Origin of the sequence: Sphingomonas liriopis (assembly GCF_024211255.1) — a bacterium.
Lineage (GTDB): Bacteria > Pseudomonadota > Alphaproteobacteria > Sphingomonadales > Sphingomonadaceae > Sphingomonas > Sphingomonas liriopis.
In genome coordinates, this window is the sequence record NZ_JAMLDY010000005.1 from 1 (window position 1) to 20415 (window position 20415).

A 20415-nucleotide genomic window follows, 5' to 3' on the forward strand; every position below is an offset into this window, starting at 1 on the left:
AGGAACGCACCCGCCGCAGCGAGGAAAACGATCCGCTCATCGCCGCCGATCTCGACCGCCATCTCGCCTGGCTCGACACCGCCGTCGCCGATCTCGACCGCGCCATCGCCGCGACGATCCGCGCCAGCCAGACGCTCACCCGCCAGGCCGCGCTGCTCCGCTCGGCTCCCGGCATCGGCCCGGTCGCCGCCACCGTGCTCGCCGCGCACCTCCCGGAACTCGGCCGCATCGACGCCAAGGCCGCCGCCGCGCTCGCCGGCCTTGCCCCCTACAACAACGACAGCGGCGCCTTCCGCGGCAAGCGCTCGGTTCGCGGCGGGCGCACCCGTGTCCGCCAGGCGCTCTACATGGCCGCCCTTGCCGCCGCACGCTCCAACACCGTCCTCGGCCGCTTCCACCAGCGCCTGCGAAACGCCGGCAAGCCACCCAAACTCGTCCTCATCGCCGTCGCACGCAAACTCCTCACCATCCTCAATGCCATCATTCGAAACCAGACACCCTTCGTCCAATAACCACAATTACACAGTTGCCGGAACAAGTCCGGGGTGACGAAGGATTTTGGACAGTGACAGGTTATGTCATGCGATAGCCCTCCCCGTGCCGGGGAGGAGCTGGAGGCTTGCCAATCGCCCGTCCCGCAGGAACAACACCGCGGTGCGTTTCCTCACCCGCCCCCTGCCCGCCGCGCTCGGCCTCGGCCTTGCCGCGCAACTGCTGTTCTGCTGGCGGCTGACGACGCCGCACATCCTGGTGTTCGACGAGGTCCATTACGTCCCCGCCGCGCGCATGCTGCGCGATCTGGCGGGGCCGGTGAACATCGAGCATCCGCTGCTCGGCAAGACGCTGATCGCGCTCGGCATGACGCTGTTCGGCGACAATCCGCTCGGCTGGCGCGCGCTGTCGACGCTCGCCGCGAGCGCGGTGGTGACGGGCGTCTTCGCGATCCTGTGGCTGCTGTTCGGGCGGGTGCGCACCGCGAGCGTCGGCGCGGTTCTCGTGGCGCTCAATTTCACCGTCTTCGTGCAGGCACGCATCGCGATGCTCGACGGCTATATGGCGGCGTTCGTCGTCACCGGGCTTGCCGCGCTGCTGTGGGCGATGCGCGCCGAGGGCAAGGCGGTGTGGCGGCGCTGGCTGCTCGGCGCGGCGCTGCTCGGGCTGGCGGTGGGGACGAAATGGACGGCGCTGCCCTATCTGGGCATCGCCGGCGCCGCCTATCTGCTGGCACGGCGGCACCGGCCGCAGCTGTGGCCCGGCATGCATCCGCTCGCGGCGCTGGCGGCGCTCGGCGGGGTGGCGCTGCTCGTCTATCTTGCGACCTTCTGGCCGGCGTTCCTGTATCGCGACCAGCCGCTGACGCTCGGCACGCTGCTGCCCTTCCAGCTCGACATGTTCCGCCAGCAGACACAGGTGCTCCCCCCGCACACCTATCAGTCGAACTGGTACAGCTGGCCGCTCGACTGGCGGCCGGTCTGGTATCTGTACGAGCCCGCCGACGGTGCGCAGCGCGGCGTGCTGATGCTCGGCAATCCGGTGGTGATGTGGGGCGGGCTGGTCGCGCTAATCGCCTGCGTCGTCGCCTGGTTCCGCGACGACAACGGCCGGGCGGGCGGCATCGCGCTGTTCTGGTTCGCCAGCGTCGCAATGTGGGCGCTGATCCCCAAGTCGCTGGGGTTCTTCTATTATTACTATCTGTCGAGCATCTGGCTTGCCATCGCCATCGCCGCCGCCTTCGATCACTGGCGGATGCGGCTACGCTATTGGGACGAGGCGTTCCTGGCGCTGACCGCGGTGCTGTTCGTCCATTTCTACCCGATCCTGTCAGCGAGCGCGCTCGACGGGCCGCAGGCGTTCCATCGCTGGATGTGGCTGAGCAGCTGGGTCTAGTACCGGCCCCAGACGAATTTCGACGACAGCGCGTAATTCCACACCGCGCCCACCAGAATCCCGATCAGCGCCGACGCCGCCGCACCGCCGTCGCGGAAATCGTGGACGAAGGCGGCGATGCCGACATTGGCCACCAGCCCGACCGAACAGACGACGCAGAAAGACACCCAGCCGTCGAGCAGCTGGCGGAACCCCTTCAGCCGCCGGTCGCGATAGGTCAGCGCATTGTTGAGCGCGAAGTTGAACGTCATCGCCGCCAGCGCGCCGAGGATCTGCGCCAGCAGGAACGCCGCGCCCGCCAGCATCGCAAGGCCGAGCACCCCCATGTGCACGCCGACGCCGAGCACGCCGATGCCGGAAAACATCGCGAAGCGCACCGGCACGAACCGCCCGAACATCCGGTCGTACAGCGCGATCAGATATTCCATCGCGACGACGTGATCGAGCTTCGATTCGCCCTCCGTCCGCACTCGGAACGTATAGGGCAGCTCGGCGAAGCGCAGCGGCACGTCGCTCGCGGTCATCAGGTCGAGCAGGATCTTGAAGCCGATCGCCGACAATTCGGGCGCCAGCCGCCGCGCATGGACGGTGCGGATCGCGAAGAAGCCGCTCATCGGATCGCTGAGGTCGCCCTTCAGCACCTTGCGCGACAGTTTGGTGGCGAAGGCCGATTTGGCGACGCGGTCGCGATCCCATTCGCCCGTCCCGCCACCGTCGACGAAGCGCGATCCGACGACGACGTCGAGGTCGGGGTCGCGCTGGAGCAGGTCGAGCATCTTGGGCAGCAGCGTCTCGTCATGCTGCAGGTCGCCGTCGATCACCGCGACCACCGGCGCGGCGGTCGCGCACATCCCCTCGATACACGCCGACGACAGGCCGCGCCGGCCGATGCGGTGGATGACGCGCACGCGGGCATCGATCCGGCCGAGCTCGCGCGCCGCCTCCGCGGTGCCGTCGGGACTGTCGTCGTCGACGAAGATCGCTTCCCAGCGGCGCCCCGCCAGCGCCTGGTCGAGCTTCGCGACGAGGGTCGGCACGTTCGCCTTCTCGTTGAACGTCGGGATGACGACCGCGATCTCGAGCAGCTGGGTCACCGCCAGGCCCTCACAAGACGCCGAGCACCGCATCCCCCATCGCGGAGGTCGTCATCGTGCCGCCGAGATCGGCGGTGCGCGCGCCGTCGCGGATCGCGCGCGCGACCGCTGCCTCGATCCGGTCGGCGGCCGCGGCCTGCCCCAGCGAATGGCGCAGCATCAGCGCCGCCGACAGGATCGCCGCGCACGGATTGGCCTTGCCCTGCCCGGCGATGTCGGGCGCCGAGCCGTGGATCGGCTCGTACAGCCCCTTGCCCGCGTCATCGAGGCTGGCCGACGGCAGCATGCCGATCGACCCGGCGCACATCGACGCCTGATCCGACAGGATGTCGCCGAACAGGTTGCCGGTGACGATGACGTCGAACTGGCCGGGATTGCGCACCAGCTGCATCGCGGCATTGTCGACGTACATGTGGCTGAGCGTCACGTCGGGATAGTCGGCGGCGACCTCGATCACCACGTCGCGCCACAATTGCGAGGTTTCGAGCACGTTCGCCTTGTCGACCGAACAGAGCTGGCCGCGGCGTTTGCGCGCCGTCTCGAACCCGACGCGCGCGATGCGACGCACTTCGTGCTCGTCGTAGCTCATGATGTCATAGCCTTCGCGCGCGCCGTCGGGTCTCACGCGCCGGCCCTTCTCGCCGAAATAGACGTCGCCGTTGAGCTCGCGGACGATGACGAGGTCGATTTGGCGCGCAACCTCCGGCTTCAACGCGGAGGCGTCCTCCAGCCCCTCGAACAGCGTCGCCGGGCGCAGGTTGGAGAACAGCCCGAGATGCTTGCGCAGCCCGAGGATCGCCTGCTCCGGGCGCAGCGAGCGTTCGAGGTTATCGCAGGTCGGATCGCCGACCGCACCGAACAGCAAAGCATCGGCGCGCCGCGCGACGTCGAGCGTCGATTCGGGGAGCGGATGCCCCAGCGTATGATAGGCGACGCCGCCGACCGGCACCTCCTCATACGTGAGGTCGAGATCGAGCGCGTCGAGCACGCGGCGCGCCTGGGTGATGACTTCGGGGCCGATGCCGTCGCCCGGCAGGAGTGCGATCAATGCCATGGCCCGAGCCCTTGCCGTGCCGCCGCGTTTCACGCAACGGCCCTTTTGAGCATCGCGACCAGCCGCTCGCGCGCGACCAGCGGCTCGGCACGGCGATCGGTCAGCAGGTCGCGGGCGAGGAAATGGCCGGTGATGGCGAGGCCGGCGAGGATATCGGGCCACTCCGCCGCGCCGCCTTCGGTCAGGAACGCGGGCAGCGCGAACAACCGCTCCTCATAGCCATAGGCCGCACCGCGGCTGACGGCGCCGCCGCTACGCGGGGAAACGAAACCGAGATCGCCCTCCGCGCCGGTGACGACGCAGGCGGTGAGATCGAGCCCGAACCCCAGTTCGGCGAGCAGCAGCAGTTCGTAGCGGACCAGCGCGCTCGCCCAGCCGCGCGCCGCGGGCGCCGCCTCGATCGCGTCGAGCACCCCGCCCAGCGCGTCGTACAGCCGCGGATAGGGCTGCGCCTCGGGCAGCGCCGTGACGGTCAGCGCGGTCGCCCAGGCGAGCGCGGCGGCGGGCAACGGCTCGCCGTGCAATGCGGCGCGGCTATGCAACGGCTCGATCGTCAGCGCAGGCAGCTGTTCCCCGGTACGCGCGCGCCATTCGCCGAGGATCGCATTCGCCGGCTGCAGCACGGGCCGCAGATGCCGCGACCGCCCACCGCGCACGTAGCCCGGCTGCACGCCGTCGCTCCGCGTCAGCGCACGCACCACCGCGCCATGCTCGCCATGGGCGCGAACCGCGAGAACGATGGCTTCGGCGCACAAGTGCATAAGGGGGATATAGCCCACCGGACCTCGCCTGCCAGTACAGGTCTGGTGACAGGACGACGCGCGCCCGAATACCCCCGTCACCCCGGACTTGTTCCGGGGTCCACTCCGCGGCGAGGCGAACGGCATCAGCTCGACGCGATGCGCCCGCCCAACGGTGGGCCCCGGAACAAGTCCGGGGTGACGGAGGGTGTGGGATTTGCGTCGGCTTGACCCACAACCGCTTCAATCGGAAACCTACCGCCGCACCCGCTTCGCCAGCGCCGCCAGCCGCGGATGTTGCGCCAGCCGCTTCGCCCGCGCCATCGCGCCGTCGAACGCGGTCAGCGCCGCCAGCGTCGCGCGGTTGGCCAGCGTCGGACGCAGCAGCAGCAGGTCGACGCAGGCCACGCCGCCGCTGGCGAACAGCCGCTTGTGCTGCCCCTCGCCCTCGGTGAAGTCGAAGCGCGCGAAGCGGTCGGCGAACAGGTCGCGCAACGCCGCCGCCTGCAACACCGTCCCCGGCGACAGATCGTTCAGCGCCGGGTCGTGCCCGACATGATCGTAGCGCAACGCCGTCCCCTGCACCGTGCAGCACAGATAGGCCGCCGGTTCGCCCGCGATCGTCAGCAGCCAGGCGCGCAGGCCGTCCGCCGCCGCCTGCGCACGCAGATGCGCGACGGAGGCGGCATCCTCCGGCAGGCCGGCATCGAGCAACCGCTCCTGATAGGTCCGCGCCGACACGCCGCGCGCGAGCGGGTAGAAAGCGTCGAACTCCGCCGCGGTGCGATAGGCGCGCACGGCCATCCCGGCCGCCTCCGCCTTCTTGGTCTTGCGCTTCAGCGTCGAGCGCGCCGACCCGGACAGGCCGGCGAGCCACGCATCATGCCCTACGGTCAGATCGGTGTAGAAGCGCGTGTAGCGCTGGCGGACGACCGCGACGCAGCCGCCGACCTCGACCTGCCCGACCAACGCCTCGGGCAGCGAGGTGACGAGATAGCCGTCCCCCGTCATCGGCGGCGGCGACGGCGCGGTGCCCGCCAGCGCATCGTCGAGCGACAGTGCGATGCGGACCAGCCGGCGCTTCACCGAAGCGAGCGTGCGCGCGCCGACCTGGAACTTGAGCGCGACGGCGGTCATGCGGCGCGCTCGGCGACGAGGTTCGACCACAATTGTTCGGCCTGCCGCAACCGGCGGCGCAAGCCATTGGCGGCGAGCGGCCGGTCGTCGCGGTCCAGCGCCAGCGTCGGGCGGTCGGCGAAATGCATCGTCGGCAACGCCTCCGCCCGCGCCGCCAGCAGCCGGCACAGCGTCTCGAACCGGCGGACGTGCACCGCATTGGCGCGTGTGCCGAGCCGGTTGGCGAGCTCGAAGCCGTGGCTGACGATCGTCACCGCGGCATGGCGCTCCGCCGCGGCATGATCGAGCGCGGCGGCGGCTTCCGCCCCCGACATAGCGCAGAGCTGGAAGGTGCGCCAGATCCCCGGCGCATCCTCGATCACCGTCACCGGCACCTCGACCAGATGCCGCGCCACGGGGGCGATCTGCGACGGCGGCAGGCCGATGCGGCTTTCCGCCGGTTCGGCGCCATTGTGGCTGCTGTCGTAAACGAAGCCGAGCGTGGCAAGCGCGCGCAGCGTGTCATCGTTTGCCGCATAGCCGCCGGCGCGAAACGCGATCGGCCGCGGCGCCCCCGCCGCGACCAGCAGCTCGACCGCGCCGCGCAGCAGGTCGAGCTGCTCCTCATGGCCATATTCGTGCATCTGGAACCGGCCGTAGCTCGCCGCCCGGTCGCCGGCATGCGCACCGGTCCAATTAGGGTGCAGGTGCAGCTGCACCTCCTGTCCCGCCGCCAGCACCGTCTCGACCATCCGCCTCACCGGCGCGAGCCCGAAGAGGAGCGCGGGCATCGGATCGACGAAGAAACACGCCTTCAACCCGTGATGCGCCAGCCGTTCGAGCTGATAGGTCAGCCCCACCCCCGCAGGTTCGAGCGACCGCGCGTAGATCGTTTCGACGTCGAGGCCGGCGGCATGGTGCCGCCAGGCGAATTCGGTATCGACGGTCAGGAATACGGGGGTCGCCATGCCGCCGGTCTAGCGGCGGGGAGTGAACAAATGGCTAGGGACCCGGCCCGATCAGGACGTCACGCCATAACTGGCGAATTGCGCCGGGATGTCGGCATCCACCTTCACCGCCGCCGCCATGTCCGCCGCGGCGCGCGCGGCATCGCCCTTGCGCTTCCGGGCCAGCCCGCGACCGTATAGCGAACCGCCGAGGTCGGGCGCGATCGCGAGCGCCTCGTCATAGGCGGCGATCGCCTCGTCGTTCCGGTTCAGGCGAAGCAGTACCAGCCCCTTGCTGTCGAGAAATCCGGCGGTTTTGGGCGCCATCGCCAGCGCCCGTTCGCAATCGGCCAGCGCGGATGTCAGCATCACCCCCGACGTCGCCTTAGCCCAGCACAGATTGTTGAAATCGACGGGCTGCTTCGCCGCCGCGGCGACCGCGGCCAGATCGGCCTCGCCGCCCTTCACGTCGCCAAGCTTCACCTTCGCCGCAGCGCGCAGACTGAGCACCTCGGAATCGCCCGGCGTCTTGGCGAGCTGGGCATCGTAGATCGCTACGGCATCGGCGTTCTTGCCGTCGTCAGACAGCATCCGCGCCCGATACATCCGCACCATCGGCAGATCGGGCTCCAGATTCACCGCCGCGGCGAGGTCCGCGGCCCGGCCTTCGCGATCGCCGCGATCTCGGATCTCGAGGCGATTGAGATAGATATAGGCGGCCGGTTTGATCGCGAGCGCACGGTCGATCGCGGCCATCGCGTCCGCATGCCGGCCGACCGCGTGAAGGATCTTCGCGGCGGCGACCTGGGCATAATCGCTGTTCGGCATGGCCTTCGCCAGCGCCGTCGCCTCGCCTGCCGCCGCATCCGTCTTGCCCATCGAGCGATAGAGGCTCGCACGTGTCATATACAGGTCGGGGTTGGGCGCCACCGCCAGCGCGGCATTCAGGTCGGCGAGCGCGCCCTCCTTGTCGCCGAGTGCGCGCTTCGCCCTGATCCGACCGTTCAGCGCAAACAGGCTGTTCGGCTCGATCGCAAGCGATCGCGTGTAGGAGTCGACCGCCGCCTTGAAATCCCCCTTCATCTCCGCCGCCATGGCGCGTCCGCGCCACACGACGGGATTGTTCGGTGCCAGCCTCTCCACGGTCGCGAAGTCCCGTTCCGCCGCAGCGAAATCCCGCTTCCATGCCTGCGTCATGCCGCGATCGGCCAATGCCATGGCGTTGCGCGGATCGATCGCCAGCGCCGCCTCGAAATCCTTCATCGCCTCGTCCAGCCGCCCGCGATCGAGCAGGACGTTGCCGCGATCGACATAGGCATCGTCGGACGTCAGTGTCTTCGCCTGCCAGACCGCCAGGTCCTGATCGGTCACGACGTAGGAGGCCGGCCGCCGGATGTACAACGTCTGGTCGGCAAGGTCGCGCAGCGTCGCCTGCGCGGCCGGCGCTTCCGCCGCCGGAAACTCCGGGACCAGCGTCCGCTCGGTGCGTTCGGCGGTGAAGACCCCGTCCTTCAGCGACACGCGACGGTGGTATTCCACGCCGGCCACGGTGCGGGCGATGTCGTTCTTCCCCTCCGCCTTCACATCCGGAAATCCCGGGGGCAGCAGGATCGTCTCGACCGTACGGTTGAAATCGGGATGCGCCACCGCATACGGCACATCGCGATCGGGGCCGGGATCGCGAATGAAATCGGCGCGATAGCCGATCCCCATGCCGTCCGCTTCATACCAGCCCGAACTCCAGTGCATCCGCGCCTTGCCCTCCATCGTCAGCCGGCGCTCACCCGTCCGGGCGTCGAACCTGACGGTGGTGGAGGCGACATCGATGAAGTCGTACTGCCCCTTCCAATAGTCGCGCAGGGCCCGGTCGCGGGCATCGCCGGCGAGATTGGCCAGCACCGCGCCCATCATGATCGCCGCATCGCCGCGCATCACGCGTTCGACCTTGACCGGCGCGGGCGTCATCAGCCCGCCGCGTGCGTCGATGCGGATCAGCACCTCGGTCTGCGGGCGATCCAGTGGCGCCGGCATCATGCGTACCAGCGCGGCGCGGCTGGCGATCAACGGCAATCCCCAGCCGAACGCCGGGACCGTCAGCCGCGCCAGCGACGCGTCGCCCGTGCGCGTGCCGTCCAGCCAATAGGTCTTGCCCGCGATCGTCGCCCGGACGAGGACATGGTCGAAGGCACCAACACGCGGCAGCCGCGCGTCCATTCCGTCACCCAGCGCCGTGCTGACCGCCACGGCATCCGCCTCGATCCCCAGCGACCGCAGCATCGCGAGCAACAACGCGGTCTTGCCCTTGCAGTCCCCGAACCGCCGCGACCAGGTGAGGGCGGCATCGGCCGGCACCAGTCCGCCGGTTCCCATCGCCAGCGCGACATAGCGGATCCGGTCCTGCACCAGCGCGAGCGCCGCCTCCGCCCGGCTCGCCGGATCGGACGACGCGGCCCGGATCCGCGCCACCTCCGCGGCCAGGGGACCATCGCCCGGCAGCACCGCCGCCTTCGCATAGAGCGGCGCCATCAATGCGCCGACATCGGCCCAGGATGCAAAGCTCGACAGTTCCACCAGCCGGCCGAGCTGGAAGCGGCGGGGCGCACCCTTGGGGAGCGTGGGGGGAACAACATCGTCGAGCGCGATGTCGATCGCCGTCGTGTCGCCGCTCCTGGTCGGCTTCACCGCGGGCAGTCCGCCGCGGGCGCCGAACTGGACCGCCATGGTCGATGGCCATTGCACGCGCAGATGGGCGCGCGACACCGGCACGGCGTTCCAGTCCCCGCCAACATATTCGACGTGGCGCTGCATCACTGGATCGTGGGATACCAGCGACGCGGCAAGATCGACGACGTCGCCGACCTGCAATCCTTCGGGCTGGATGTTCGCGGTCAGCACGCCGTCCAGGACCGCATTGTCGAGGTTGGTTTCGCGCCGGACGACAGTGAACGTCTGTCCGCCGCCCAGGACGTCGATCACCTTGTCGCCCCGCCGGATCACCAGTCGATGGACGATCAGCGTATCGGAATCGGGCCGCCATGGCAGCGAGATGTTGCCCGCCGCGAGCCCCTGTGCGGTGCCGATCCGCATCGCGATGTCGCTATAGATCGTGGTCGTGCCCGGTTCGAACGCGACCTGCTGATCGGTCAGCAGCAACTTTACGGGCATCTCCTCGCCGCCGTTTGCCGAAGCCGGAGCCGGCAGCGCGACCGGCTTAACCCAGGCCGGCACCGGCTGGTACAGCACCTTGTCCGCGGCCTGCGCCGCCCAGCTGGCCGAACCCAACAGCGCCACAAACGCCAGCCGCCGCATCGTCATGTCCGTCGCAATCCCCCTATAGACGCCGCCAGCTTAGTCGGAGCGGATGCAGCGGCAATGCAGAAAAGAGGGTGAATTGGGCGCGTGTGAGACTGGAACCCTCGCCCCAAATTCTTCGTCACCCCGGACTCGTTCCGGGGTCCACTGGGCGGCGAGGCAAGCGGTTTGAGGCGGGATCGTGCGCCCGCGGTCCCGTGGACCCCGGAACACGTCCGCGGTGACGAGGGGAATGGGGCGGTCCTCCCGCGCGCGTCACCGCGCGTGGTAGAAGTCGTAGACCTGCTGCGCCACGCCCGCCGACACGCCCGGCGCCTTCTTCAGGTCCTCCAGGCTCGCGTTACGCACCGCGCGGCCGGTGCCGAAGTGCATCAGCAGCGCCTTCTTGCGCGCCGGGCCGATGCCGGGCACCTCGTCGAGCGGGCTCGCGCCGATCGCCTTCGACCGCTTGTCGCGATGCGCGCCGATCGCGAACCGGTGCACCTCGTCGCGCAACCGCTGGAGGTAGAACAGCACCGGCGCGTTGACCGGCAGCTGGAATTCGCGCCCGTCGAGCATGTGGAACACCTCGCGCCCGTCGCGGCCGTGGTGCGGGCCTTTGGCGACGCCGACCATGCACACGTCCTCGATGCCGAGGTCCTCGAGCACCGCCTTGGCCGCGTTCAGCTGCGGCTTGCCGCCGTCGATCAGGACGAGATCGGGCCATGTCCCGTCGTCGCGATCGGGCGCCTCGTCCAGCTGGCGGGCGAAGCGGCGGCGGAACACCTCGCGCATCATGCCGACGTCGCTGTCGGTCGCGGCCTCGTTCCCCTTGATGTTGAACTTGCGATACTGGCCCTTGCGGAACCCCTCCGGCCCGGCGACGACCATCGCGCCCAGCGCATTGGTCCCCTGGATATGGCTGTTGTCGTAGATCTCGATGCGGTCGGGCGGTTCGGGCAGATCGAACAGATCGGCGACCTCGCGCAGCAGCCGCGCCTGGGTCGTGCTCTCCGCCAGCCGCCGCTCGAGCGCCTCGATCGCGTTGCGCTTCGCCTGGTCCATCAGCCGGCGGCGATCGCCGCGCTGCGGCACCGACAGCGCGACCTTGTAGCCGGCGCGCTCGCCGAGCGCCTCGCCCAGCAACGCGCCCTCGGCGAGATCGCGGTCGAGCAGGATCGTCTTGGGTGGCGGCAGGTCCTCGTAGAATTGGGTGAGGAAGCTCGCCAGGACCTCCTCCTCGGGAACCTCGTTGGTGTGCTGCGGGAAGAAGCTGCGATGCCCCCAGTTCTGCCCCCCCCGGATGAAGAACGCCTGGATGCCCATCGTCCCGTCCTTGCACGCCAGCGCGAAGACGTCGGCGTCGCCGACCCCCTCCGCGTTGATCGCCTGCGTCCCCTGCACGAAGGTCAGCGCCTTCAGCCGGTCGCGCAGCAGCGCGGCCAGTTCGAAGTCCATCGCCTCCGCCGCGGCCTGCATCTGCACGCCCAGCTTCGCCTGCACCTTGGTCGATTTGCCGCCCAAAAAGTCGCGGCAATCGTCGACCAATTCCTTGTACCCGTCCTTGTCGATCCGGCCGACGCACGGCGCCGAGCAACGCTTGATCTGGTAGAGCAGGCACGGCCGGTCGCGAGTCTTGAAGAATCCGTCGGTGCACGAGCGCAGCAGGAACAGCTTCTGCAGCGCGTTGAGCGTATTGTTGACGCTGCCCGCGCTGGCGAAGGGGCCGTAGTAATTGCCGGCCGCACGCCGCGCACCGCGATGCTTCTGGACGCGCGGGAAGTCGTGGTCGCCGCGCAGCAGGATGAACGGGAAGGACTTATCGTCGCGCAGCAGCACGTTGTACGCGGGACGGTAGCGCTTGATGAGCTGCGCCTCGAGCAGCAGCGCCTCGGCCTCGTTGTTGGTGGTGACGATCGTCATCGACCGCGTCTGCGCGATCATCCGCTGCAGCCGCTTGGTGAGCCCCTTCACCTGCGTGTAATTGGCGACGCGCTGTTTCAGCGAGCGCGCCTTGCCGACGTAGAGCACGTCGCCCTTGGCATCCTGCATCCGGTAGACGCCGGAGCGGCTCGGCAGCGTCGCCAGCACGTTGCGGATCGCGGCGATCCCCGCCTCGAGGTCCGGCGCATCGGACCCGCGAACGGTGTAGGTGGCGCGCTCTTCGTTGAATCGATCGGGAGGACCGTAGGACGACATGCCTGCCATGTAGGAGTCGGCGCGGTGTGGGGCTAGGGGGTTGCGATGACTGGGGAAGCGGTGGTGGCCGACCGTGCCCAGCATCCTTCGTCACCCCGGACTCGTTCCGGGGTCCACGGGGCCGCAGGCGTACGCCCTCCCCTCCATCCGTATGCCTCGCCGCGCGGTGGACCCCGGAACACGTCCGGGGTGACGGCGTGGGTGAGGCAAGGCAGGGAGTCTCACCGGTACAGAACCTTACCGCCCGCTGGGCAACGACCGGCGGCTCGGCTTCGCCTTCGGCGGCGGCGCACCGCCGCCCAGCGCGGCGAGATCGTACGCCACCTTGGTCAGCAACGTCCCGGTCAGCTGTCCGCCGCTGAGCGGCGCCAGCCTGCGCAGCGACAGCGCCTCGAACTTGGACAGATTTTCGTCGCTGCTTAAGCCCGGCAGATTGCGGTCGAGCACCGCCTTCGCAGCCGGATCGGCGATCAGCGCGGCGATCGGCGTATCGAGCGAGAAGCCCGTCACCACACCGACCGCCGGCGTCGCTGTCACTGCCGCCGGAGCGGGCGTCGGCGCCGGATCGGCGGGCGCGGTGACGCTGTCGTCCACCGGCAGGTCGAGCGCGAACTTGTCGGCCGCCGCCGCGGCGGTCGAAGGCTGCTGCTGGCCGGCGATCAGCAGCAGGGACAGCAGGATCGACATCGGATCACCTCGTCAGGACGCCGCGCGATACGCGCGCTCACGCTTGTAGCACGGCGATCCGTCGGCGGAAGATCAGGCCTGTGCAAACATCTTGGTGCCGACGATGCCGACGACGGTCAGCGCCATGAAGCACGCCTGCACCACACCGACCCTGTCGCCGAACAGCAGCACCCCGCCGATAATGACCCCGACCGCGCCGCAGCCGGTCCACACCGCATAGGCCGTGCCCGCCGGCAGCCCGCGCATCGCGAGCGCGAGCAGCCCCATGTTGACGAAGGACAGGATGATCGGAACGCTCGAGGCCTGCCACGTCGCGAGCGTCGCCGCCCATTTCAGGCTCAACGCCCAGCAGATTTCGGTGAACACGGCGACGGCGAGGATGAGCCACGACATGGAGGTTACTCCTGTGCGGGCTCGGTCTGGCAGGACGGCGCCGGAAACCCGGGAAGAGACGCGCGTCGGAAATGCAAATCCTCCCCGGCACGGGGAGGGGGACCGCGCCGAAGGCGTGGTGGAGGGGGCTCTCCGCAAGCGGATCGCTCGAGGAAGCCCCCCTCCGTCACCGCTTCGCGGCGCCACCTCCCCGTACCGGGGAGGAATTAGGCGGTCAGTTGGGCCGGCCGAGCCCCGCGATCGAACGGTCGATCATCGTGCGATCGGCACCGGCGTCGTGGTGCTCGGCGATCAGGATCGCGGCGGCCCTGGCGGCGGTTTCGGCAGCGAGCGCGCGGACTTCGGCGATCGCGGTGCGTTCGGCGGCGGCGATCTTGTCCTCGGCGCGCTTGGTGCGGCGGGCCATCAGTTCCTCCGCATCGTGCTTCGCCTTGGCGATGATCTGGTTCGCCTCCGCTTGCGCATGTGCGCGCATCGTCACCGCATCCGCCTCGGCGGCCTTGGCCTTGGCTTCATATTCGGCGCGCAGCCGTTCGGCCTCGGCGCGCAGCGCCTTGGCCTCGTCGAGCTGGCTGCGCACGCCGGCGATCTGCTTGTCGAGCATCGCGGCGATCTTGGCGGGCACCTTGACGACCAGCATGCCGACCAGCACGACCAGCGCGGCGATGCCGACCCAGCCGGTGGTGTTGAAGCCGAGTGCGGTCGGCTCCTCGACGTGATGCGCGCCCGGTTCGGAGACGTTGGCGGTCAGTGCGCTATCGTCGCGCACGTCGCGCGGCTGCAGGCTCTCCGCCGTTGCGGCATCGGCCAGATTGGCGGCGACGGCGGCGTCGCCGTTGGTGGCGGGATTAGCCATGCGCGTTGCTCCTGCGCACCGCATCGGCGGCGGCATCGATGCCGACGGTCAGGCCCGACACCTTGGCGACGAGGTCCTGCGCGACGTCGGCGGCGACCGCCTGCAGGTTGAGCATCGCCTGCGCCTTGGCATTGCCGACGGCGAGGTCGTGATGCGCCAGCCGCTCGGCGAGTTCGGCGTCCGCCGACTTGACCTGGCTTTCGGCGGCCTTGGCCCCCTGAGCCTTGGCGGCGCTGGTTTCGGCGAGCGCCGCGGCGCGCGCCTCGTCCATCCTGGCACGCCACGCCGCTTCGACCTGGTCGGCGGCGAGACGGGCCTGTTCGGCCGCGGCGAGGTCGCCGGCGATCTGCCCTTCACGCGCGTCCACGGTCGCGATGACCCTGGGCACCATCATCTTGCCGATCCCGAAATACAGGATGCCGAAGGTGACGAGCAGCCAGAAGATCTGCGAGGCGTAGGTGGCGGCGATCTGGGAAATCTGGGGCATTGAAGACCTTTGACGCGAACCGTTGGTGATCCGCCGGACCCGAAGGCCCGGCGAAGGAACCGGTGGTCAGGCGACGAACAGCAGGATGATCATCGTCACGAAGGCGAGCAGGCCGAGCAGCTCGGCGCCCGCGAAACCGATGAACAGGCGGCCCTGCTGGCTGTCCGCGGCGCCCGGATTGCGCAGCGCGCCCTCGAGGAACTTGGCGAACACGTTGCCCACGCCGAGCGAGGCGAGGCCCATGCCGATCGCGGCCAGACCGGCACCGATCATCTTGGCGGCTTCTGCGTCCATTTCAAAACTCCCGTATCAATTCAGTAGGTTGACGAAAAACTCAGTGCAGGTTGACGGCGTCGTTCAGATAAACGCTCGTCAGCAGCGCAAAGACATAGGCCTGGATCGCGGCGACCAGCAGCTCCAGCAGCGTGATGCCGATCATCAGCACGAAGCTGGGCAGCGACACGAGCAGGCCGTAACCGATCCCGAGGTTGAGGCCGCTGATGACGAACGCCGCCAACACCTTCAACAGGATGTGCCCCGCGGTCATCGCGACGAACAGTCGCAAGCCCAGCGAGAAAGGGCGCACCAGGAAGCTCATCAGCTCGACGACGAAGATCAGCGGGATCATCAGCTTCGGCGTGCCGTGCGGCACGAACAGCGCGAAGAAGTGGAAGCCGTGCTTGCCGAAACCGACGATCAGCACGATCGCGAAGCTGATGACCGCCAGCACGCCGGTGACGGTCAGATGGCTGGTGATCGTGAACGGATGCCAGCCCGGGACGACGCCGACCGGGGTCAGGCCCCAGATGTTGGCGAACAGGATGAACATGAACAGCGAGAAGACATAGGGCACGAAGCGCTTGCCGGCGGGCCCGATGTTCGACGTCAGCATGTTGGAGACGAAGCCGGTGAAGCCCTCGACCGCAGCCTGCCAGCGGCCGGGCACCAGATCGCGCTTCATCCCGCCCAGCATGAACAGCCACAGGCTGGCGAGCGTGATGACCATCCACAACGCCGAGTTGGTGAACGAGATGTCGTATCCCGCGACGACCCAATGCCGACCGAACAGAGGTTCGATCAGGAACTGGTGCATCGGATCGATCTTGCTGCCCGATTCTGCCGCCACGTGGGCCACTCGCTCCCTAATACGGAAAACGCCCGGGTTACTCCGGGCGTTCGCCTGCAATCCGAATGATCTGCCTGAACGCGACGGCGATTCCGAGGAACAGCATCACGATCAGCGCCCATGGGGTCGTGCCGAACCAGCGGTCGATACACCAGCCGATCAGCGCACTGCCGACGAGGCTTCCGATGAGCGCAGCGAGCACGCGATTGCCGAGCGAATATCCCGCATCGGCGTTCGGCGCCCCCTGCCCCGTCCGCAACGCTTCGGCCTGCCGGGCTTCCCTCAACCGCTCGTCGAGCGCGGAAAACCGCGGATCCTCCGCGCTGGTGAAATCTCGCCCGGTCTCGTCTTCCGCCACGCGTCACCCTCGCCTGTTTCGTTCAGCCGGGGGAGAAAACGCGCAAGGACGAGCGATCCCGCCAAGGCGTGGCCCGTTTAGGTAAGGGGGGAGAGGGTGTCAACCACCCCATTCCTCCCCGGTAGGGGGGGGTGGCGCCGGCGCAGCCGGTGACGGAAGGGAGGCTTCCTCCGGCGATTCGCCCGCGGCCAACCCGGCATACTTCGTCACCCCGGACATGTTCCGGGGTCCACCGTGCCGCAAACGTTGAACAAGAGGCTCGAAACGACAGGCTCGCCGAACCGTGGACCCCGGAACACGTCCGGGGTGACGAAGGAATTGGGGAATTGGGGAACCGCCGACCCATTCCTATACAATAGCCCTCCCCGTACCGCAGAGGGGTCAGGCGATTACTTGCAGCGCGCGTCGAGCTCGGGCGTACCGGTGTTTTCCTTCCACTGGCCCGACGGCGTCTTGTACATCTCGCCCTGGCCGACCTTGGCGACGAGGTTGCAGCCGCTGGTGAAGGCGAACTGCTCCACCGTCGCGCCGCTCGCCTGCGCGCTGGCGGTGTACGCCGCCTTGCGCTTGATGTTGATGTCGCGGACCATCGCCTGCACGCTGGCGCCGCCGCTCACCACGCCGAGATAGCCGTCGGGCTGTTCGCCGACCTGCTTCGCCTCGCGCGCCGCGGCATAGGCCGGATCGCGCTGCGCCATCGCACCGGCGGACAGGGCCGCGAGGGCCACCGCGCCGGCGAACATCCATAGACCTGTCTTCATATCAAAAGATCCCACCCGGATTCTGCTGGATCAGCGACTTCGCCTCGCCGTCGAGGCGATACACCACCTCCTGCGTGACGCTGATGTTGAGGTTGATCTCGATCGGCTTGTCCGGCGCGGACACGTTGATGCACCCGCCCAACGTCGTCGCCGCCAGCCCGATCGTGGCCATCCCCGTCATGCGTCGCAAGATCGTGATTCGCTCCGACATCTTCAATCCTGTTTCGCTCATGGCACGGTTCCGCTTGCGGGGGGCTGAATGGGGACGCCCGCGCCCTGTTTCTGCCGCTCGAGCAGCGCGGGCAAGTGGCGCTGGATCAGGCGGCGCGGGTCGTAGAAGGACTGAGCCGAATCGAGCAGCCCGCGGAAGGGCGCGCGGATCCGGATGTTGAACACGAACGGCAATCGCTGCAGCCTGCGGACGATGAAGTTCGACTTGGCGCCCTGGCCCTGCGTCACGCCGGCGAAGCGCACGTCGGTCACCATCTCGCCGGCGAGCGGCCCGTTCATCGCGATCGTCAGGTTGCGGTAGCGCAAGGATTTGAGCGCCTGGAACGCGATATTGCCCCAAATGCCCAGATCCTTCTGCGTCAGGTCGCCGACATAGGCGATGGCACCGCCCCCCTGCCGCACCGCGAGCCGGCCGTTCTCGATCCGCCCGCCGTCGATGTCGAACACCATCGGCAGCTCGCCGTCGAAGGTCCCGGTCGCATCGAGGTTCTTGAAGTCGAACTGCTGCAAGAACTGGTCCGCGGCGACGCCGTCGAGGCGGAAGGTCAGCCGCCGCGCACGCTCTTCGGAGAAATCGAGCGTCGTCGGCAGCAACGTCATCCGCCCGCCGGCGAACGGCCACAGACCGCCATCGACCTGCACGCGATTGTCGGGCAGCAGCCGATAGGTGATCGTGCCGTCGCTGACGGCGATGCCGGGGTTGACCGTCTTGATGCTCGCCACCTGCGCCGGCGCGCTTTCCAGCGCGAGCAGGTCGGTGAAGCGGATCGTCGTGGTGATCCCGGCGACCGGGCCGAAGGCGGCGGCGAGCGCGGTGTCGCGCGTCGCGAACGTGCCGGTCGAGGTGACGCCGTCTGCCGTCCAGGCGATATGCCCCTCTCCGCTCACGCTGCCGCGCACGTCGGCGACGACGCCATAGGTCAGGCGGGTGAGCAGGTCGGGCTGGAACCGTTCGGTGAAGGCGATGCCGGGCACGGCGATATCCGCGGTGCCACGGCCGGGCCCGAGCGCATGCACGATCCGCACGTCGGCGACCTTCACCGTCCTGGTCGGTTCGTACAGCGTGCCGCGCGCGTCGATCCTGCCATCGGCGAGGCGCAGCGCGACGTCGCGCGCGGCGAGCGTCCTGAACCGCGGATCGGGCGCGGCATCGCCGACGGTCATCGTCGCGGCGAGCGCCAGCGTGGCCCCGCGCAGCGACCAGTCGCCCGCCGCCTCGCGCAGCAGCAGCGGCACGTTGGCGATCTGGCCGTTGCCGCCGGTGAAGGTGCCGGCCACCACGCCGCCGTCGATCCGCCCGGTGAGCTGCGCGAGGTCGATCCGCGTCACCCGCTCGGCACCGCCGAGCCGCGCCGCGACGCCGTCGAGCACGAAGCCCCGCGCCCCCAGCCGCAGCTGCGCGCCGCTCGCTGCCAGCGTCAGCGGCGTCTGCCCGAGCCGCCCGGCCAGCCGCGTCGCCGGCAACCGCACGCCGCCGGTCATGCGGCCATCGGCCAGCGTCACCATCGCGCCGCCCCCCGTTTCTGGCAGCGGGCATAGCGTCGTCCGCAGCGGGTCGAGCGTCAGCCCCGCCACCGCCAGCCGCCGCATCGCCACCGGCACGCAGGCAGGATTGGCGACCAGCGTCCCCTTGCCGTTCCAGCGCAGGTCGAGCGGCACCGCCAGCCCATCGACGCGCCCGTCGCCGAGCGGCCCCGACAGTTCGGCGCGCGTCGCGATCCGCGTCGCGCCGCCGGGGGTCGCGGTGAAGACCACCGGCGCCAGCGCCAGCCGTGCGCCGCCCGCGGCATACGGCGCGACGATCGCCCGCCCGCGCACCGGCGCACCGGCACGCGCCTGCGCCAGCGTGACGCGCGCATCGGGCAACCCGCCGCCGGTCATCGCCACCGCGCCGTCGATGCGCAGCCGCGCGTCGGGCCAGCCGAACGCCAGCCCGCCGCCCCCCGCCAGCCGTGCCCGCGCGCCGCTCACCGCGGTCAGCGTCGCGCGCGTCACGCGCAATTGCCCGGTATCACCCGACCGCCGCACGTCGAGGTCGGCGCTGCCGTCGAACCGCTGCGCCGCCTTGCGTACCGCCCCGCTCGCCGCGGCGAGCAGCGGCGCGACCGGCGTGCCCTGCGCCGTACCGCGCAGGTCGAGCGATGCCGCGGGCGCGACGCCCGCATCCGTCGCACGCACCGTCCCGGCGAAACGCTGCTCGGCGCCGATCCGATAGCGCCCCTGCACGGCCAGCGTCGCCGCCTCGCCCGCAGGGGTCCGCGCCCGCGCAGCGGTCAGGTCGATCGCCCCGCCGGTCGCCGCGCGGCTGCCGTCGAACGCCACCGTCCCGCGCAACCCCGCCACCTGCGCTCCCGCGCCCCGTACCGCGCCGGTCGCCACCCGCAACGATCCGCGCCAGCCGTCGAGCGCCGGCGCCAGCCGGACGTCGAGATCGGCGGTACCCCGGGCCAGCGTCGCGCCGCCGCACGCCGCTTGCGCCACCCGCACCGGACCCGCCAGCCGCGGCGCGGCATCGGCGATCGTCACGCGGAGCGCAGCCCGCACCTGCGTCGCCGCGCACCCGGCGCTCGCCACCCGGTTCGCCGCCAGCGCGACCGTGCCCGCGAACCCGTCGTCGAGCCGCCCCTTCCCGGCGATCTTCAGCCCCAGCACGCCCGACGGTGTCTCCAGCCGCACCCGGGCATCGGCGACATCGACGCGCAACGCGGGCAGCGCGAACGGCTTGCCTGAAGGCGGCGGCATCAGCTTGTCGAGCTCGCCGAGCGACAGCGCGCCGTCGACCAGCCGCCCGCGCAGGCGGACATTTCCGGCGCGCACGCCGGTGAGGGTCGGCCCGTCGAACCCGACCTGCGTCTGCGTCTCCAGCCAGTCGGCGACGAGGTCGGGCGCGGCGGGATCGCCGATCACCACGTCGGTCAGCCGTTGCCGCCCGAACCCCAGATCGCTGATCCCGTAGCGCGCGACGACGCCGCGCTTGCCCAGTTCGGCATCGATGACCCGCCCCGCGATCGGCTTGCGCGCGACCCACAGCCCGAGCAGCGCCAGCAGCAGCACGAGCGCGATGGCGAGCACGATCCGCGCCGGCCAGCCGAACCGCGGGATACGGGGCCGGCGCGCGGAGGGCGTCTCGCCCGACTGGTCAGCGCCCTCGGCCATCGCGGGCGACCATAAGCGCGGGCGGGGCGTCG

At 69.7% G+C, this 20415-nt stretch carries 19 protein-coding genes; 2 read left to right on the forward strand and 17 right to left on the reverse strand.

Annotated elements, in window-relative coordinates; translation table 11 throughout:
- Positions 1–512, forward strand: a 512-nt coding sequence (locus tag M9979_RS04855; protein ID WP_254288214.1) for a transposase, incomplete at its 5' end; no start/stop codon positions are given.
- A gap of 142 nt (positions 513–654) precedes the next feature.
- Positions 655–1887: a phospholipid carrier-dependent glycosyltransferase gene (locus M9979_RS04860; RefSeq protein WP_254288215.1), complete on the forward strand. Its 1233-nt coding sequence runs from the start codon at positions 655–657 to the stop codon at positions 1885–1887.
- Here M9979_RS04860 and M9979_RS04865 read toward each other — a convergent pair.
- The 17 genes from M9979_RS04865 to M9979_RS04945 all read right to left on the reverse strand — a co-directional run bounded on the left by M9979_RS04865 (position 1884) and on the right by M9979_RS04945 (position 20383).
- Positions 1884–2981 carry a glycosyltransferase family 2 protein gene (locus M9979_RS04865; RefSeq protein WP_254288216.1) on the reverse strand — a complete coding sequence of 366 codons (1098 nt, stop codon included), beginning with the start codon at positions 2979–2981 and terminating at the stop codon, positions 1884–1886. The genes M9979_RS04860 and M9979_RS04865 overlap by 4 nt on opposite strands.
- A 10-nt stretch (positions 2982–2991) precedes the next feature.
- On the reverse strand, positions 2992–4035 hold the full coding sequence (gene leuB, locus M9979_RS04870; protein WP_254288217.1) for a 3-isopropylmalate dehydrogenase: 1044 nt from the start codon (positions 4033–4035) through the stop codon (positions 2992–2994).
- A gap of 29 nt (positions 4036–4064) precedes the next feature.
- Positions 4065–4796: a DNA repair protein RecO gene (recO, locus tag M9979_RS04875; protein WP_254288218.1), complete on the reverse strand. Its 732-nt coding sequence runs from the start codon at positions 4794–4796 to the stop codon at positions 4065–4067.
- A gap of 234 nt (positions 4797–5030) precedes the next feature.
- Positions 5031–5912, reverse strand: a complete 882-nt coding sequence (locus M9979_RS04880) for a GNAT family N-acetyltransferase (RefSeq protein WP_254288219.1) — start codon at positions 5910–5912, stop codon at positions 5031–5033.
- Positions 5909–6859: a polysaccharide deacetylase family protein gene (locus tag M9979_RS04885; RefSeq protein ID WP_254288220.1), complete on the reverse strand. Its 951-nt coding sequence runs from the start codon at positions 6857–6859 to the stop codon at positions 5909–5911. The genes M9979_RS04880 and M9979_RS04885 overlap by 4 nt, the downstream gene beginning before the upstream one ends.
- A gap of 51 nt (positions 6860–6910) precedes the next feature.
- Positions 6911–10153 carry a tetratricopeptide repeat protein gene (locus M9979_RS04890; protein ID WP_254288221.1) on the reverse strand — a complete coding sequence of 1081 codons (3243 nt, stop codon included), beginning with the start codon at positions 10151–10153 and terminating at the stop codon, positions 6911–6913.
- 252 nt (positions 10154–10405) lie between these two features.
- Entirely contained in the window at positions 10406–12328 is a 1923-nt protein-coding gene (gene uvrC, locus M9979_RS04895; protein ID WP_254288222.1) for an excinuclease ABC subunit UvrC, read from the reverse strand.
- A 237-nt stretch (positions 12329–12565) separates the two neighbouring features.
- The gene (locus M9979_RS04900; protein WP_254288223.1) at positions 12566–13015 is read right to left on the reverse strand and encodes a hypothetical protein; all 450 of its coding nucleotides are present in this window, start codon (positions 13013–13015) and stop codon (positions 12566–12568) included.
- A gap of 72 nt (positions 13016–13087) precedes the next feature.
- Entirely contained in the window at positions 13088–13408 is a 321-nt protein-coding gene (locus M9979_RS04905; protein ID WP_254288224.1) for a DMT family transporter, read from the reverse strand.
- Positions 13409–13622: 214 nt separating this feature from the next.
- Positions 13623–14264, reverse strand: a complete 642-nt coding sequence (locus tag M9979_RS04910; RefSeq protein ID WP_254288225.1) for a F0F1 ATP synthase subunit B family protein — start codon at positions 14262–14264, stop codon at positions 13623–13625.
- On the reverse strand, positions 14257–14751 hold the full coding sequence (locus M9979_RS04915; RefSeq protein WP_254288226.1) for a F0F1 ATP synthase subunit B family protein: 495 nt from the start codon (positions 14749–14751) through the stop codon (positions 14257–14259). The genes M9979_RS04910 and M9979_RS04915 overlap by 8 nt, the downstream gene beginning before the upstream one ends.
- A 66-nt stretch (positions 14752–14817) precedes the next feature.
- Positions 14818–15045, reverse strand: a complete 228-nt coding sequence (locus M9979_RS04920) for a F0F1 ATP synthase subunit C (RefSeq protein ID WP_038662560.1) — start codon at positions 15043–15045, stop codon at positions 14818–14820.
- Between the two features lie 40 nt (positions 15046–15085).
- Positions 15086–15877 carry a F0F1 ATP synthase subunit A gene (locus M9979_RS04925; RefSeq protein WP_254288227.1) on the reverse strand — a complete coding sequence of 264 codons (792 nt, stop codon included), beginning with the start codon at positions 15875–15877 and terminating at the stop codon, positions 15086–15088.
- A 37-nt stretch (positions 15878–15914) separates the two neighbouring features.
- The gene (locus tag M9979_RS04930) at positions 15915–16235 is read right to left on the reverse strand and encodes an AtpZ/AtpI family protein (protein ID WP_254288228.1); all 321 of its coding nucleotides are present in this window, start codon (positions 16233–16235) and stop codon (positions 15915–15917) included.
- Positions 16236–16624: 389 nt separating this feature from the next.
- Complete coding sequence (locus M9979_RS04935) at positions 16625–16996, reverse strand: YdbL family probable chaperone protein (RefSeq protein ID WP_254288229.1); 372 nt, start codon at positions 16994–16996, stop codon at positions 16625–16627.
- A gap of 1 nt (position 16997) precedes the next feature.
- Entirely contained in the window at positions 16998–17177 is a 180-nt protein-coding gene (locus M9979_RS04940; protein WP_340689045.1) for a YnbE family lipoprotein, read from the reverse strand.
- Between the two features lie 47 nt (positions 17178–17224).
- Positions 17225–20383, reverse strand: a complete 3159-nt coding sequence (locus M9979_RS04945) for an intermembrane phospholipid transport YdbH family protein (protein WP_254288231.1) — start codon at positions 20381–20383, stop codon at positions 17225–17227.
- Between the last annotated feature and the right edge of the window lie 32 nt (positions 20384–20415).